This window comes from Prosthecobacter sp., assembly GCF_044378005.1.
Lineage (GTDB): Bacteria > Verrucomicrobiota > Verrucomicrobiia > Verrucomicrobiales > Verrucomicrobiaceae > Prosthecobacter.
Map to the genome: position 1 here is coordinate 12,417 of NZ_JBILYB010000038.1, position 16,161 is coordinate 28,577.

Annotated in this window: 10 protein-coding genes; 2 read left to right on the forward strand and 8 right to left on the reverse strand. The window is 59.9% G+C overall.

The window, feature by feature from the left end:
- A complete protein-coding gene (locus tag AC6FTP_RS09955) occupies positions 1 to 2,613 on the reverse strand; it encodes a WD40/YVTN/BNR-like repeat-containing protein (RefSeq protein ID WP_497206760.1) in 2,613 nt (870 codons plus the stop codon).
- A gap of 221 nt (positions 2,614 to 2,834) precedes the next feature.
- Here AC6FTP_RS09955 and AC6FTP_RS09960 point away from each other — a divergent pair, with 221 nt between their 5' ends.
- Entirely contained in the window at positions 2,835 to 3,626 is a 792-nt protein-coding gene (locus tag AC6FTP_RS09960; protein ID WP_497206761.1) for a c-type cytochrome, read from the forward strand.
- A 111-nt stretch (positions 3,627 to 3,737) separates the two neighbouring features.
- Positions 3,738 to 5,813, forward strand: a complete 2,076-nt coding sequence (locus AC6FTP_RS09965) for a S9 family peptidase (RefSeq protein ID WP_497206780.1) — start codon at positions 3,738 to 3,740, stop codon at positions 5,811 to 5,813.
- A 34-nt stretch (positions 5,814 to 5,847) separates the two neighbouring features.
- On the opposite strand, the gene AC6FTP_RS09970 is transcribed toward AC6FTP_RS09965, so the two are convergent.
- The 7 genes from AC6FTP_RS09970 to AC6FTP_RS10000 form a co-directional block, all read right to left on the reverse strand.
- Positions 5,848 to 6,903: a lactonase family protein gene (locus tag AC6FTP_RS09970; RefSeq protein WP_497206762.1), complete on the reverse strand. Its 1,056-nt coding sequence runs from the start codon at positions 6,901 to 6,903 to the stop codon at positions 5,848 to 5,850.
- Positions 6,904 to 6,915: 12 nt separating this feature from the next.
- Complete coding sequence (locus AC6FTP_RS09975; protein ID WP_497206763.1) at positions 6,916 to 8,322, reverse strand: sulfatase; 1,407 nt, start codon at positions 8,320 to 8,322, stop codon at positions 6,916 to 6,918.
- Between the two features lie 68 nt (positions 8,323 to 8,390).
- Positions 8,391 to 10,298 (reverse strand): sulfatase, encoded by a 1,908-nt coding sequence (locus AC6FTP_RS09980; protein ID WP_497206764.1) that lies wholly within the window; start codon positions 10,296 to 10,298, stop codon positions 8,391 to 8,393.
- A 74-nt stretch (positions 10,299 to 10,372) separates the two neighbouring features.
- Positions 10,373 to 11,761, reverse strand: coding sequence for a sulfatase family protein (locus AC6FTP_RS09985; protein ID WP_497206765.1), 1,389 nt, complete (start codon positions 11,759 to 11,761; stop codon positions 10,373 to 10,375).
- A 5-nt stretch (positions 11,762 to 11,766) separates the two neighbouring features.
- Positions 11,767 to 13,263: a sulfatase gene (locus tag AC6FTP_RS09990; RefSeq protein WP_497206766.1), complete on the reverse strand. Its 1,497-nt coding sequence runs from the start codon at positions 13,261 to 13,263 to the stop codon at positions 11,767 to 11,769.
- On the reverse strand, positions 13,260 to 14,789 hold the full coding sequence (locus AC6FTP_RS09995) for a sulfatase family protein (protein WP_497206767.1): 1,530 nt from the start codon (positions 14,787 to 14,789) through the stop codon (positions 13,260 to 13,262). The genes AC6FTP_RS09990 and AC6FTP_RS09995 overlap by 4 nt, the downstream gene beginning before the upstream one ends.
- A gap of 41 nt (positions 14,790 to 14,830) precedes the next feature.
- The gene (locus AC6FTP_RS10000) at positions 14,831 to 16,147 is read right to left on the reverse strand and encodes a sulfatase family protein (protein ID WP_497206768.1); all 1,317 of its coding nucleotides are present in this window, start codon (positions 16,145 to 16,147) and stop codon (positions 14,831 to 14,833) included.
- Between the last annotated feature and the right edge of the window lie 14 nt (positions 16,148 to 16,161).

The following is a 16,161-nucleotide window of genomic DNA, read 5'->3' on the forward strand; positions in this document are numbered from 1 at the left end:
TCACGGCCCCGTGATCCGCACGCGGTAAAACTTCGCCGCTCCGGTCGCGCTGAGGTCGGTGATGGTGCGGACGTTGCCGACATCGCTCGTGGTGAAGTTTGTCAGGGGCTGCCAGTTGGCGGAAAGGCCGAGTGTGGGGCTGCTTTCGATGACGTAGGTGCGATCCGTGAGACGCGGGGCGATCTGCAGACGCATCTGTGCGGGCTGGCCGGGCACGTTTTGCATGGTTTGAAGAAAGCGTGACTGTGCATCGAGCGGCGAGAGACCGGCGGTGAACTCGAAATTGTTGCTCTGACCATCGCCATCCGGATCGGCGGTGGCGGCGGAGATCGCGGGATCATTCAGCGAGAGCGAGGTGAAGCTTTGCTGCTGCCAGGCTCCGAAGGCTCCCGGCGTGAAGCGGGCATAGGAGCGACCGTTGGTGGCCACCCAGAAGTGGCCGGGCTGATGCGGGTTCAAAGCCACATAGGTCGCATTCGGCAGGCGATGGCCGGGCTTCGTGCATTCATGCCAGACCGCGCCGTTGTCGTTCGAGTAGTAGATTTTGAGAAAGGCATCGCCAAAGCGTTTTGCGCACACCAGCACCTGCCCGTTGTGGGCGTCGATGGTTCGCACTTCGGAGAAGCCGGTGTTGGAAAACGGGGTGTCGAGGTAGGTCCAGTTCGTGCCGTTGTTCGTCGAGTAGGCGAGGCCGAGATGGCCGTTCAAGCCGCCGAACCACAATCGCCCCGTGGCGTGATCGCGGGTGAAGTAGCCCCACGAGTTCCAATCGTAGAGCTTCGTGTTGCTGGGGCCGCCGCTGGAGTGCCCCGCGCTGGCCCACGTCACGCCGCGATCATTTGAGATGAGAAAACCCACACCGTTCAGCCATGCAAAACGTCGCGCGGCATTGCTCGCATCCGCTTCGAGGAAAACGAAGTGGCTGAACTCATCGCCCCAGTTTCCGCCTGCGGGCACGCCGGTTGATTTCGTGAACGCCACGCCGCCATTCGTGCTGCGGTAGATGCCGGAGTTCGTGTTCGCCGTGTCGTGAACGGCCACGAGGATCTCATTGGCATCGTCAGGAGCCACGCATCCGCTGATGATCTCGCTGCCGGCAGGCAAACCGGTGCCCGTGACGCCCGCGACATGCACCAGCGACCAATTCAAGCCATCATCACTCGTCGTCACGATGGACGCACGGCCTGCATTCGGCCCGAAGAACGACCCGCCGACGAAATACACCTTCGGCGCGGCATTGCCGACGACCGGCCCCACCAGCGCCTCGATGGCGTAAGTCATGCCCACATTACCAAATGTCACCGGCAGGCTGCGGCGTGGATTTCGCGGGGCGAGTCCCGTCTCGCTGCCATCCGTGGCAATGAAGCCGATCAAGTCCGCCACGGGCATATAGACTCGCTGCGCATCATTCGGATGCCACGAAGGTTTCCACGTCACCACCTCACCGATGCCGCGTGTCATGTAGCTCACGGTCGATCCGGCATCGGTGCTCACGAACGGACCAAAACCATTCGGCAGATACCAGCGGTTCGCATCGAGCGGATCTTGATGCAGCGAGCCACGCGACCAGCCGGGACTTGTGTCGCTCGTCAGCATCGCCGCAGGTCGCGTGCCGGTGATTGTGAGCGGTAGCGTGCTCCATGATGTTCCGCCATTCGTGCTTTTCCGTGTCGGCCCGCCGATCCAGCCCAACACGATCGTCACACCATCCTGCAGCACATGACACATGCCCACGGGGCCATTCGCCGTGAGTCCGCCGAGCACCGTCGTCGTGATGTTAGTCCACGTCGTTCCCGTGGCGTCCGATTTATAGAAGCGATTGTTCGTCCCGTCCTGCACAGCGGCAACCATCACACCGCTCGGCAGTCTCGCGAGCCGCGTCACGGAAGTCGTCGCCGCATTCACCGTCACCGCTGCCCAGGTGATCGCACCACCCACACCTCGCGTGCCTTTGTAGAGCGCACTCGTGCCCGTGTCCTTCACTCCACCGACGAAGATGTCATTTGGAAACGATGCATGCATGTGAACCACATGGCCGATCATGCCATCAAACAACGTGCCGCCCTGCTTGCTCCACGTGCCCGCGCCGCCGCCTGTCGTGCTGCGCCAGAGGCCGTTTTTGCGACTGATGGCAAAGATTTCCTGATCGCCCGATCCCGGCGTGATCGCCAGACACTCACCCTGCCAGCGCAGATCGTCATTGCCGGAAAAAAGCACCCCACTGAGCACCTGTGACCATGTCGCGCCACCATCGCTCGTGCGCCACAGCCCGCGATTCGCATCCGTCGAGGTGTAGCTCGTGCCCACCGCCTGAAACACCGTGTCCGCCGAGCCCTCCCCCACCGCCAGCCCCTGCACAAACAACCCCGCCGAGGAATTCATCTCGCCCGAGAGGAACCGCCAGCTCGCGCCCTGATCATCACTCCGATACACCCCGCCCACATCCGTCCGCGCATACAGTCGCCCCGATGAATGCGATGCAAAACCCGTGAGCCAACCGCCCGCATCCAGATCCGTCTGGCGAAACACCCCAGGCTGCGTGGTGCCTACCGTCGAGGCGGCGTGTGCCGCGCTGAAAGCCAGCAGGATCAAAAGGATGACGAGTTTATGCATGAAGGCGCTAATAAGATCACGGGATGAACCTACCACACAAGCTGACACCGCTTTCGTCGGCTGAGATTACACAAAACCACGCTCCCCCCCTCAGTCTGGATGGTGGATGCATTTCTCAGCCACCGTCGAAAACGCTTCCCGCACGCAAGTCAGGCCCACTCTTCCCCCACATGCGGTGAATGCCAGTGCCGACGAAGCGAGTATCATCGCAACCCTCCGTGTTGAAACGCCTCCTCACCCTCCTGCTTCTCGTCGCCTCGTCCGCCATCGCTGCCGAGCCGCCGAAACTCGACTTCACCCGCTACATGGACGGCAAATACCTCTTCGAGCGCAACTGCATCGTCTGCCACGGCCCGCGCGGCGATGGCAATGGCGAGATGGCTCCCACGCTGAATCCGAGGCCGCGTTCCTTCCGCGAAGGCATGTTCAAGTTCCGAACCACGCCCTTCGGCAGCCTGCCGACAGACGATGACCTCCGCCACACGATCAAACATGGCCTCACCGGCACGGCGATGGGCATGTTTTCGCAGCTCACGGACGACGATGTCACTTCCGTCATCGAGTATGTGAAGTCCTTCTCCCGCCGATGGCGCAAAGCCGAAAACTACGCCGAACCGATGAGCTTCCCCGAGTCGCCCACATGGCTCGAAGACACGAAGCAAAGCGCTGCTCATGCTGAGAAAGGGAAGTCGCTCTTCGTCACGAACTGCTCCGCCTGCCATGGCCCTACCGCCGATGGCAAAGGCCCCGCCGTCGCCGCCCTCAAAGACCTCTGGAATTTCCCGGCCAAACCCTCGGACCTCCGCCAGCCCCACCTTCGCTGTGGGGACCGCCCCCAGGACATCTACCGCGTGCTCGCCACCGGCCTGAACGGCACCCCGATGGTCAGCTTTGAACCCACCCTCACCCCCGAGCAACGCTGGGACATCATCGCCTATCTTTTCACCCTGAAACTCCCCGACGTGCCGACACTCGGCAATGCACCGCCGAGAGAGACCGTGAAGACGAAGTAGAGGCTCGTCATTGAATCGAGGTGGCTGACTGGTAAGGGAGACCACTCTATGAAATTAATGCCAGCCCATGGATGGGTCGTCACGATGGCTTTTGCCATCTCTGCCAGCCTCATGGGTCAGCCTGCGAACCCACTTATGATCACCGCTCCCGTCGCCCAGCAGCGACCTTTCCAGTTCACCCATCACGGTATCACGATCGAGGACCCCTGGCACTGGCTGCGCGATCCTGGTTACCCCAAGATCAAAGACAAGGACATCCTCGCCTACCTCAAAGCGGAGAACCGCTACTTCGAGGCGCACATGAAGGCTCAACAGCCACTCGTGGAAACGCTTTTCGAGGAGATGAAGGGCCGCATCCAGGAAGACGACAGCTCCGTGCCGCAAAAGGATGGCGACTGGATCTACTGGTCCACCTTTACCAAAGGCTCGCAGTATCGCCGCCACTACCGGAAGCCCGCCGCCGGAGGTGACGAGCAGCTCATTCTGGATCAAAACGAACTCGCGAAGGGGAAGGACTACTTCCAGCTCAGTGACCTCGTCATCAGTCCGAATGGCAAGCTCATGGCCTATGCGTATGACGATGATGGCTCCGAGCGCTTCGAGGTGCATTTCCGCGATCTCACCACGGGCAAAGAGCTGCCCGATGTCATCCCCGGTACGCTCTCCAGTCTCGTGTGGTCGGCGGATAGCGCGGGCCTCGTCTTTGGTTATGCCAATGACAACTGGCGCACGGACAACATCCACTACCACCGCCTCGGCGATCCCGTCAAGAAGGCCAAACTCCTCTACAAGGAGCCCGACATTGGTTTCAGTTGCGATGCCGACATCAGCGCTCAGGAAGACTGGATCATCATCGGCACCGGCGACCAAGTCACCAGCGAGGTCCGCCTCGTTCCTGCCGCCAATCCCACCGCCGAACCCATCCTTGTCAGCCCACGAAAAGTCGGCCGCGAGTACGATGTCGATCTCCGCGACGGCACGCTATTCATCCACACGAATGACGAGCATGTGAACTTCCGTATCGCCACGGCCTCACTCGAGAAGCCCGGCGAATGGAAAACGCTCATTCCTGGCTCTGACCGGCACTACCTGACCGACCTCGGCCTCTTCAAAGATTTCTTTGTCACTGAGGGTCGCATCGACGGGCTCGATCAGATCGAGATTCGCCGCTACGACGAACCATTGAAGCCGGAGCGCATCGCTTTCCCTGAGCCGAGCTACGCCGCCGGACTTAGCAGCAATCCTGAATACGCCGTCACCACCCTGCGCATCGACTACGAGTCCATGGTCACGCCCGCCACGGACTACGACTACCACGTCGCCGAAAAGCGGCTGGAGACGCTGAAGGTCCAGCAGATCCCCAGCGGCTACGATGCGAGCCAGTATGAAACCGAGCGCATCATGATCACCGCCCGCGATGGCGTGCAGGTGCCCGTTTCCATCCTCACGAAGAAGGGCTTCAAAAAGGACGGCAGCCAGCCGCTGCACCTCTACGCCTACGGAGCCTACGGCAGCGCCACACCGCCCGACTTTTCTGCGAACCGTCTCTCGCTCGTCGATCGCGGCTTCGCCTATGCCATCGCCCACATCCGCGGTGGCGATGACCTCGGCTACCAGTGGTATCTCGATGGCAAGCTCATGAAGCGCACGAACACGTTCAACGACTTCGTCGATGCCGCGCGCGGACTCATCGAGCGCGGCTACACCGCGAAAGGCCGCATCACCGCCAGCGGCGGCAGCGCCGGTGGCGAGTTGATGGGTGCCGTGGTGAATCAAGCGCCCGAACTCTTCGGTGCTGTCGTCGCCCATGTGCCCTTCGTCGATGTGCTGAACACGATGCTCGACACCGAGCTGCCGCTCACCCCCGGCGAGTGGCCCGAGTGGGGAAATCCCATCACCGACAAAGCCGCCTTTGAGTTCATCCGCAGCTACAGCCCCTACGACAACATCACCGCGAAAGCTTACCCGCCCATGATGATCACCGGCGGCCTGAACGACCCCCGCGTCACTTATTGGGAACCGGCGAAGATGGTCGCGAAGCTGCGTACGATGAAGACGGACGAAAACCTCCTGCTTCTCAAGATCAACATGGGAGCCGGACACGGCGGTAAATCCGGCCGCTACGAACACCTCCACGAAAACGCCGAAGAGATGGCCTTCATCCTCTGGCAGATGGGGCGAGCTTGATTGGCGGTGAATGGATTTCGATGAGCAATCAAAACTACCACCGCACACTCATCAACCACGCTGGGCCTTTACCGCAATCGTAAGTCCTCAGCGGCTTGAGCGCGCCAGTTTCGGCGTTGCGACGGAACACGATCAGCTTGTGTGATCCTTCGCCAGCGGACACGACGAATTGATCGCCAGGTGTGAGGCAAAAGGAGCGCGGGGTCTTTTCCGTCGGCGTCTGACCGAGGCCGGTCAATTCGCCGGTTTGCTCATTCACGGAGAACACGGCGAGGCTGTCATGACCGCGATTGGAGGCATAGACGAAGCGACCGTCGGCGCTGACGTGAATGTCGGCACAGGAGCCTTTCGTGTGCCAGTCTTCGGGCACGGTGGGCACACTTTGGCGGGCTTTGAGTGTGCCATTGGCAGCATCGTAATCGCAGAGCGTCACGCTTTTGCCCTGCTCGTTCACGAAATAGGCCCACTTGCCGTTCGGGTGAAATTGCATGTGGCGCGGCCCTTCGCCCTCGCCGCCGGGGAGATGCGGCGGCGTGTTGCGCGTGAGTGTTCCGGCCTGCGCATCAAAACGAAGCTGCTCCACCTTGTTCAGCTCACCCACATGCGGCACGAAGGCAAATTTGTTCGCCGGATCGGCCTGGATGCAGTGCGCTTTCATGCCGGTTTCTAGCGTGACAACAGGCAGACCTTCGACGCGGCCGTTCTTGATCGCGGACAATCCAACGACGCCCTCGCTGTAGGACGCAGCGAGCAGCCAGCGGCCCGTTTTGTCAGCGAAAACGTAGGCCGCATTGAATCCGGCATCTGCGAAGGTTGGATTCGTGAGTGTACCGGTCTTCGCATCGACATCGAGCGTCGCGAACTGCTTTGCCGAACGCACGGAGGCATAAAGATGTTTGCGATCCGGACTGAAGGAGAGACTGCCCGGCGCGCCGGGCAGCGGTGCCTCTCCTACTCGCGTCATTTCACCGGACGATTCATCCAGCGACCAGATGGCGATGCGTTTTTCGCCGCTTTCGGAGACATAGACGATGGTCGGTCCAGCGAACGCGGAGGAGACGAGACAGAGCAAGGTGAGGATCGTTTTCATGGTGAGTTGGATTCAATTACGGAGGTCGTTCACGCGTATCGCCGCGAGTTTGGCGGTGATCTTCACCTTCCATGCCTTCACTGTCGCGGCGTGCTCGGGCGATGAGGCGAGGTTGGTGAACTGTTGCGGGTCGTTTTGCATGTCGAAGAGTTCGATGCCTTTGGAAGCGTCTTCCGTGTATTGGATGAAGACCCAGCGGTCATCGCGGAGCATGAGACCTTTGCTGGTCCCGGCGACGCTGAAGACGGTGTCATGCACTGTTGCCTTCGGATCATCGAGAATGGGGCTGATGTCCTTGCCTTGCAGACGGGCGGGGACTTCGAGACCGCAGAGCTTCGCGGTGGTGGGGTAGAGGTCGAGCAGTTCGACGAGCGAATCGCTCACACCTGGCATTTTGCCGGGCACGCTAATGATGAGCGGCACGCGGGCGGATTCGTCGCGCAGGCTCACTTTGGCCCAGAAGTCGTGTTCACCGAGGTGGTAGCCGTGGTCGCTGGTGAAGATGATGATTGTGTTGTCCGCCTGACCGGATTTCTCCAGCGCATCGAGCACCTTGCCGACCTGCGCGTCCATGAAACTCACGGCGGCATAGTAGCCAGAGACGGCCTTCTTTTGCTGCACTTCATCCATCTGCATGTTCACGCTCGTCTTGTAGTTGATGCCGGGCTTCGGGATGTCATCCCAGTCGCCGGGCACCTTCTCCGGTAGCGTCATCTGCTCGGGCGGATACATGTCGAAATACTTTTTCGGTGCGACGAAAGGCACATGCGGCCTCACGAAACCAACCGCGAGAAAGAAGGGCTCCTTTGAGTGCTGCTCAATGAGTTCACAGGCCTTCGCTGATGTTTTGCCATCCGAGTGAACCATGTCACCGCCGTCTGCGGCCACGATGACGAAGGTGTTGCCGCCCATGACGGGCTTCTTGCCATCGGGATTCTTTTCCAGCGTCTCACCTATGCCGGGTGCCTGCCATTCAGGCCCCTTGCTGTTGAAGCGCTCTGTCCATGATGCTGGGTCATCCGCACCATCACTGCCCTCCTCGATCCCACCGGGCACGCCCATGTGGTAGATCTTGCTCACGCGGGCGGAGTAGTAACCCGCGTTCTTGAAATGCTGCGGCCACGTCGCACGATCGCCGATGGCCACGCGCGGGCTGATGTAGCCCTGCACACTCGTGGCATGAGGATAGTAGCCGGAGAGAAACGACGCTCGTGAAGGACCACAATACGTCCCCTGGCAATGAGCGCGTGTGAAACGCATCCCGCGCTCTGCGAGGCGGTCGATGTTCGGTGTTTTGCACACCTTGTTTCCATAGCAGCCAAGTGCCGTGGAGGTGAGGTCATCCGAGATGATGAAGAGGACGTTCGGCTTTGCCGCAAAGAGCGAAGGGCAGAGGGCTAAGAATAGCAGGAGACGCATTCAGGCAGAACGGGCAATGCTTCCCAGGCTTGCAGCGAATGGAATGGCTGGCCTCATTGGGTGGATGATTAAAAGTCGAACTTCATCGGTCCGCCTTTCGCGGGCACGACCTCGATGGAGTCGATGTCGCTGTCTGGGAGATAGACTCGCAGAGTGCCGAGCAAAGCGTTCGAGGTGACTTGGACCTGCACGTCCTGCCAATCGCCGGTTTTGACCTCGAAGGGCAGCGAAACCATGCCGTTCGCGTCAGCGGAGCCGTTGGGGAAGCTGTCGATCTTCGCTGCACCGCCAGATTGACTGCGCACGCGCAGCTTGATCGTGGCCGGGCCGGTCATCTTGGCCATCGCATGGCCGAGAAAGGCTGCGCTGCTCTTGCCTGTGGCTTCCATTTTAAGGATGCCATCGGTGATCGTGGCTTTGCATCCGCGTTCTTTCCAACCAGCGAGTGGATCGGCGAGTTTCGCGGTTTTTTTGGCAACGACAGGCTTGTAGGCAGGATTGGGCCGTGGATATGCCGCGCCAGTGTTATGGAGGAAGCCGTCGATAAGCGCGTCTAGTTCCTTCACTTTGTCCGGCATCTTCGTGGCGAGATCGTTGGCTTCGCTGAAGTCGTCGCGGAGGTTGTAGAGTTCGTGCGTGCTCGGATTGCCAAACCAGCGCAGCAGCTTGAAGTCGCCGCTGCGTGCCCAGACGCCGCCTGCTTTGTTTGCACCGGCATGCGGGTGGTAGTTGAAGTAAGCAATGCGGGCGAGCTGACCTTCGCCCGTCAGCACTTTGGCGTAACTGACGCCATCAAAGACCTGCTTCTCCGGTTTGGCGATGCCGAGCAAGTCGATGACCGTGGGATAGATGTCGATGCAGCCGACGACGATTTCGCTGGTGCTGCCTTTCGCGATTTTTCCGGCGTAGGACCACATCAGCGGCACGCGGGTGCCGCCTTCGTAGAGTGTGCCTTTGCCATCGCGCAGCGGTGTGTTCATCGTGGGCGGCTGGAGGCCCGCCCACTTCTGCCAGGCCTCGTTGGCGGACTTTTTGCCTTCGGCGATGGTGTTGCTGTGCGTGTTGCCGCCGTTGTCGGAGGTGAAAATGACGAGTGTGTTGTCGGCGATGCCTTGTTTCTCCAATTCATCGAGGATGCGACCGAAGCACTCATCCACGCTTTTGAGCATGGAGGCCATGATGGGGTTCCCTTGGCGGCCAGTGGGATCTTTTTTCGCGGCAAAGGCCTTCGTGTATTCTTCTTTGTGTCCCCACGGTCCATGCACGCCGTAGCACCAGAGATTGAGGAAGAACGGCCCGCCTTGACTCCCTTGAATGAATTTCACCGCCTCCACCGCCTGGCGATCGACGATGTATTCGCCCGCCGGGCCATCCGTGATGGTGCCGATCTTGTTTTTGGCATTCGCGACACCATCGGGCTTCACGCCGTAGGGTGAAAAATACTCGCCGGGCGGCCCGGGATCGGGATGGCAGTGAAAGGCCACGTCAAAGCCCTGCTGCTCGGGCCAATGCGGCGGCGTGAGGCCGAGGTGCCACTTGCCGATGTGCGCGGTGCGGTAGCCGTTTTGCTTCAACACCTCCGCCAGCGTGATTTGCGACGGTTCGAGGTAGTTCTTGCTCTCTGGCGTGAGCATTGGCGCGTTCGGCGGCGCGGTTTCCTTCAAGAACACATGCCCCTCCGGCTGAGGCGGCTGATGTCCGCTGGCAGTCGTGATGCCATGGCGTGCAGTGTATTGCCCGCTGAGCAGCGAGGCCCGAGTGGGCGAGCACAGCGGCTGCGAGTAGGCATTCGTGAAGCGCATCGCCCGCGTGGCAAAGCGGTCGATGTTCGGCGTCTCGTAATACTTCGAGCCATACGCCCCGCTGTCCATCCAGCCCATGTCATCGACGAGGAAGAGGATGACATTGGGTTTCGCCCACAATGACGAATGCAGAATGGTGAATGACGAAAGGAGCAGGAGCGAGGTGCGGATCATGAGGGCACGGAAAACGACCCGATGCTGATTCGAATTGCAGCGGTGATGGCTGAGCTATCTGAAGAGGCGGAGACTCAAACCTTCTTCCTTTTCTTCTTCGCTCCGTCGGCACCTTTGGGCTTGCCTCCATTGGGACTCAGGCGCTTCCACCAATCGGGGCCTTCGGCGTCGATGCTGGCATTGTGCTGAATGAGCTGGGCTTTCAAAGCGGTGAATCGTTCGGGTTGCTTCTCCTTCAAGTCGGTGGTCTCATTCTCGTCGGTTTTGAGATTGTAGAGCTCGAACTCGGTGAGGGCTTCGTTGGCGAGGATCTTCCAGTCATCGACCCTCATGGCGATCTTCATGTTCGGAGCCATGTGCAGACGCCAGAAGAGCGGCTGCGGACGCTCCACCTTCGTGACCTTGCCTTCGAGAGCTGGGAGGACATTGACTCCATCGAGCGTGCGCTCACCGGAAACCTTGACTCCGGCGATGCCGAGCATGGTGGGGAAGATGTCACTGCCGATCACTGGCACTTCACAGGTGCTGCCAGCTTCGATTTTTCCAGGCCAGCGAGCCATGCCAGGAACGCGGATACCGCCTTCGTGCATGTCACGCTTGCGGCCACGCAGACCACCGCTGCTGCCACGACCGGGCGATTTGATGCCATCGCCTTCGGGGCCGTTGTCGGAGGTAAAGAAGACGAAGGTGCTGTCGGTCAACTTTTGCTCATCGAGCGACTTCATCAACATGCCAAAGGCGTGATCCATCTGCGTGACGTTCGCGTGATGCTCGCGCTGGATGTCATCGGTGAGGTCGGGGTAGAGCGCTTTAAACTTGGGGTCTGATTTGATCGGGTAATGCGGCTCATGGGTCCACACGGCGAGGAAGAAGGGCTTCGAGGCATCGCGCTTTTCTTTGAGCCAGGTGATGGCTTCGCTGACGACGAGCGGGGCGGAGTATCCCTGCATCTGCCCGACGGGCTGACCGTTGCGGGCGAAGTTGTTCGGGTTCTCGTGCGATGGTCCGGCGTTGTTTTGCGTGGCCATCCACCAGTCGTAGCCGTGATCGTTCGGTTGCGGCTGGGCGGGGTTGTTAAAGAGGCCGTTGAGGTGCCACTTGCCGCTGTGGCAGGTCGTGTAGCCCGCACCCTTGAGCAGCTCTGGAAGTATGTTTTCACTCGTGCGCAGATGCACCTCCGCACCTTCAGCGATCCAGGTGTACACGCCATTGCGATGCGGCGTGCGGCCCGTGAGCACAGCGGAGCGCGATGGACTGCACACGGCGCTGCCGGAGTAGCATTGCGTCAAACGCACGCCCTGCTTCGCAAAGGCATCCAGGTTTGGCGACTTGATGATCGGATGCCCGAAGCTGCCAAGATCACCATAGCCAAGATCATCCGCGAGGAAGAGGATCATGTTCGGCTGCGCCGAGAACGACGAATGCAGAATGACAAACGAAAGGAGGAAAAGAAGCGGGCGCATGGCGGTCATTTCTGTTTGCGGGACTTTTTGGTTTTGGGCATCTCGGTTGGTGCCTTGAACTCCTGCACGGGGAACTTTTCGCGCAGGCGTTTGCTCAGTGATTCGACGACTTGAGCGTGCTCGGGTTTGTCGGCGAGATTGAGGTTGTTCTGTGGATCTTGGTCCATGTTGTAGAGCTCGCGGGCGGGCTCCTGGCCGGGCTTGGTCCACTCGACGTAGCGCCACTTGTCCGTGCGCATGGCGACACCGAGCCAGCCTTCCTTCGGATACCAACTGTAGGCGGCGTCATTGACGGTGGAGGTGGGCTCTTCGAGCACGGGCTTGAGGCTGCGGCCTTGGAAGCCCTCATTTGCGGGCAGACCGCAGAGATCGGCAAGCGTGGGGGCGAGATCGACAGATTGGGCGAGTGCGTCCGTCCTGCCGCCCGCGTGCTTCATGCCGGGCTGGGAGACGATGAGGCAGTTTCGCGTGGCACCTTCGTAGTTGTTGTGCTTCGCGCCCCACCAGGTGTGCTCACCCATGTAGTAGCCGTGGTCACTCCAGAAGACGACGATGGTGTTCTTGGCTAGGCCGGTCTCATCCAGCGCAGCGAGCAGTCTGCCGACCTGAGCATCGACATAGCTGATGGCGGCGAAGTAGCCGTGCAGGCACTCTCGCGCAAAGGGCTCGGGCAGTTCCCCTTCAGGCACACCGGCATACCAGCGGAAGTCGGCACCTGATGTCGCGGCAAAAGCAGGCGCGTCTTTGGGCAGGAAATTGTTCGTGGCCAACGGCAGCTTCGAGCGGTCGTAGAGGTCCCAGTATTTCTTTGGCGAGATCCATGGCACATGCGGATTCGCAAAGCCGACGGCAAAGAAGAATGGCTGCGATGGGTTCTTCGCATACTCGCGGATCTGTTCGATCGCACGCGTGGCACAATCGCCATCGAGGAGGTCATCATCGCCGCAATCGACGGCCTCAAACGCTGGCACAGCGGAGTTGCGACTGCCTTTGCCCTTTTGCGGTGGCGTGATGCCCTTGGCCTTTGCATCGGCGATGAACTTCGCGACCGCTTGCTGCGTGGCTGGGCTGTGACGCGGCTTCTGGCCTTGAGCTGCGGGCACGGTCCATGAGGCTTCATCGTCGATGCCGACGTGGTAGATCTTGCCGATGCTGCGCGTGTGGTAGCCGTTGTTTTTGAAATGCTGCGGCATCGTGGTGATGTCCGGCATGGTGGCGCGCAGTGTGCGGCCAATTTCAAAAATGCCCGTGGTGGCCGGGTAACGTCCACTGAGCATGGAGATGCGCGAGGGCGAGCACAGCGCCTGCTGCACATAGCTGCGCTGGAAGACCATGCCGCGCTTTGCCAGCGCATCGAGGTTCGGTGACTTCACCGTGGTGTCGCCATAGCAGCCGAGCTGCGGGCGCATGTCGTCACTGGCGATGAAGAGCACATTCGGCTGTGCCGCAAATGACGAAGCCAGTATGGCGAATGATGAGAGGAGAGTGAGGCAGGCTTTCATGGCAGGGGTTTGGGCTCGATGTCGGTTTGATTGATCCAGCCGGCTTTCACCGGTTCGCCACGCATGAACTTCTCGTAGAAGCCGACGTTATTCTTCGAGGCGTGTTCGTATTTGTCGAAGATGTCGCCCTGGCCACTCATGCGCGGATCTCCTTGTTGTTTGAGTTCCGCGTGGAGTTGATCTCGCATGGCAGTGCTGCGCGGGTCGGCGGGGAGGTTCTTCACGAAGTCAGGGTCCGCTTTTAGATCATAGAATTCCGTCGCTGGGCGCAGACCAAAGCAGAGCTGCCAAAATGGATCGGCTGGGTTCTTGCGATGGGCATCAATGATGTAGCTCTTCGTCGCACCAGCATCGCAGTCCATGTAGCCCGTCTCGGGATTGCCGCCTGGCCAGCGTGTGGACTCGAAGTTCTCGATGAAGACGCTGTCGTGCTTCACGATGGCGCGGATGGGGTAGCCCCAGTCATTCGGACGTCCCACATCTGTGCGTTCTTTGCCCAGCAGCACATGATCACGTGTGTGCATGGGGTTACCCGCAAAGATATCCGTCAGACTGCGCCCTGGCGACTCCGCCATGCCGGTATCATTCCATTTCAGTCCTGCGACTTCGACAAAGGTCGGCGCGAGATCGACAAAGCTGATGAAGTCATTGATCACCCGGCCAGGGTTTGCGATGCCCTTCTTCCACATGGTGGCAAAGGGCACATGGTTGGCCTGCACGTTGGCGTTGCCCTTGCTGCGGGGGAAGGGCATGCCGTGATCAGCGGTGACGACGATCAGCGTGTTCTCGAGCAGGCCTCGTTTTTCGAGTTCGGCGATCATACGCCCGAGATGTGCATCGAAGTGCTCCACTTCGAAGGCGTAGTCGAGCATGTCGTTGCGGATCACTTCATTGTCCGGCCAGTAGGCGGGCACATGGTCGATGTCGGAGAGTTTCTTGCCGCCCTTTTTCACTCCACTGCCAAACTCATAACCGCGATGCGGCTCGATGGCTCCGTACCAGAAAGCCCAGGGCTTGTCGGAAGGCGCGGCTTCGAGGAAGTCGGTGAAATTTGCCGCGTAGTCGCTATTGCCCATCTCGGTCGTCGGCGGCTTGGCTTTGCGTTTGTTGTAGGCTTTACCGGTCATCGAGCGCGGCTTGCCGTCGATGTCGTTCGCGATGCCAGGCCCCCAGCCTTTTGTGGTGTGGCCGACGTTCCACCCCTTCTCCGCCAGTGCCTCACCCCAGCCTTTGAACTCGGGTGGGAAGTAGCAGATGTGGTTCGCGGCTTCTTTGAGCTGCCAGGAATTTCTGCCCGTGAGGATGCAGGCCCGTGAGGGAGCGCACTTGGCATTGGGTGTGTAGGCATGATTGAAAAGCAGGCCTTCCTTCGCCACGCGGTCAAAGTTTGGCGTCTTGACCCAAGGTGTGCCGTAAGCGCTGGCATGTGGCCCCCAGTCATCGGCGATGGCAAAGAGGATGTTGGGACGTGGCTCCGCATGGAGCAGTGGGCTAAGGGCAGCGAGAATGAGCAGGGCACGAAACATGGTGGTGGGCGGAAACGTCGCCCACACGGACATCTTGATGCCTATTTCTTCCCCTTCTTCTTTTTACCTGGCACCTTGCCTTTGCCCGATTGTTCAAAGGCTCGGTCAAGTTCCGCTGGGCGGGCATTCTGAAACTGATCGAGTGCCTGCTTCAACTTCACGGCTGCGGGCGAGTCAGCAGGGAGCGGGGCCTTCTCTTCAGGATCAGTTTTCAGATCAAAGAAGCCGCCATCGCGGTAGAGCTTGTGCGTTTGAGTGAAGGCACATTCGCTGACTTTCATGTCCTTCGACTGTCTCGGCGAATACCACATGTAGAGCCACTCGCGCGGCGAGCCAGATTCGCCTTTGAGCTGAGGTAGGAAGCTCACACCGTCCACCTTCGCGGGTGCTTCGATGTCTGCTGCCTGGCAGATCGTGGGCAGGAAATCCGTGCTGCTGACGAGGTCACTGCTCACGCGGCCTTCTTTGATCATGGCGGGCCAGTTCACGATCATCGGCACATGCGTGCCGCGATGCGTCGTGCTGCCTTTGCCGCCTTTAAAATCCGCGCCTTTGAAGCGGCTGGTCATCTTGCTCGACGTACCGTTGTCGCCGACGAAGAGGAGCAGTGTGTTTTCCCCCAGGCTGAGTTCATCAAGCTTGGTGACGAGTTTGCCGATCAGCTTGTCCATGTAAGTCACCATGTCAGCGAAGTGCTTGTCATCGCGCAGTTTGGCCTCGCTGCTGATGGTGCGATCATACTCCGCGCTATCCGGCGTCGGCTGAAAAGGATCGTGCGTGAGCATCATCGGGTAGTAGAGGAAGAAAGTCTCGTCCTTGTGCTTCGTCACGAAGTCGATGGCAAAGTCATTGACCAAGTCGGGACCATACTCGCCCTGTGTGAAGTCTTTCTCGACGCCGTTGTATTCGAGACCGGGATTCGTGTAGCGCGGTGGACGGCGCGTCTGCTGCCAGAGGCAGGACTCTTCAAAGCCGAAGTGCTGGGGCGAATCCACCTCGTTCCCGAGCTGCCACTTGCCACAGATGCCAGTCTTGTAACCTGCGCTTTTAAAGAGCTGCCCAAAGGTGGTCTCCGAGCGCAGCAGCGTGCCAAAGTTGATGTAGTTCCGCACGTTGTAGCGCCCTGTCATGAGCTGCACGCGTGTGGGCGTGCACAGCGGTTGGACATGGCAGTTCTCGAACCTCACCCCCGTGGCGGCGAGCTTGTCGAGGACAGGCGTTTGGTAGGATTCACCGCCATTCGCGCCGACGCATTCGTAGCCGAAGTCATCGGCCATGATAAGAATGACATTCGGTCTGGCGGCAAATGACGAGTTCAGAATGACGAACGACGAAAGTAGCAGAGTGAGGCGACGCATGATCCGTGAACGAT

What these genes read in the sequence shown, in the direction of transcription:
- AC6FTP_RS09955 (WP_497206760.1), bottom strand. Translation starts at nt 2,613, where the DNA reads ATGCATAAACTCGTCATCCTTTTGATCCTGCTGGCTTTCAGCGCGGCA.
- AC6FTP_RS09965 (WP_497206780.1), top strand. Translation starts at nt 3,738, where the DNA reads ATGGGTCAGCCTGCGAACCCACTTATGATCACCGCTCCCGTCGCCCAG.
- AC6FTP_RS09970 (WP_497206762.1), bottom strand. Translation starts at nt 6,903, where the DNA reads ATGAAAACGATCCTCACCTTGCTCTGTCTCGTCTCCTCCGCGTTCGCT.
- AC6FTP_RS09975 (WP_497206763.1), bottom strand. Translation starts at nt 8,322, where the DNA reads ATGCGTCTCCTGCTATTCTTAGCCCTCTGCCCTTCGCTCTTTGCGGCA.
- AC6FTP_RS09980 (WP_497206764.1), bottom strand. Translation starts at nt 10,298, where the DNA reads ATGATCCGCACCTCGCTCCTGCTCCTTTCGTCATTCACCATTCTGCAT.
- AC6FTP_RS09985 (WP_497206765.1), bottom strand. Translation starts at nt 11,761, where the DNA reads ATGCGCCCGCTTCTTTTCCTCCTTTCGTTTGTCATTCTGCATTCGTCG.
- AC6FTP_RS09990 (WP_497206766.1), bottom strand. Translation starts at nt 13,263, where the DNA reads ATGAAAGCCTGCCTCACTCTCCTCTCATCATTCGCCATACTGGCTTCG.
- AC6FTP_RS09995 (WP_497206767.1), bottom strand. Translation starts at nt 14,789, where the DNA reads ATGTTTCGTGCCCTGCTCATTCTCGCTGCCCTTAGCCCACTGCTCCAT.
- AC6FTP_RS10000 (WP_497206768.1), bottom strand. Translation starts at nt 16,147, where the DNA reads ATGCGTCGCCTCACTCTGCTACTTTCGTCGTTCGTCATTCTGAACTCG.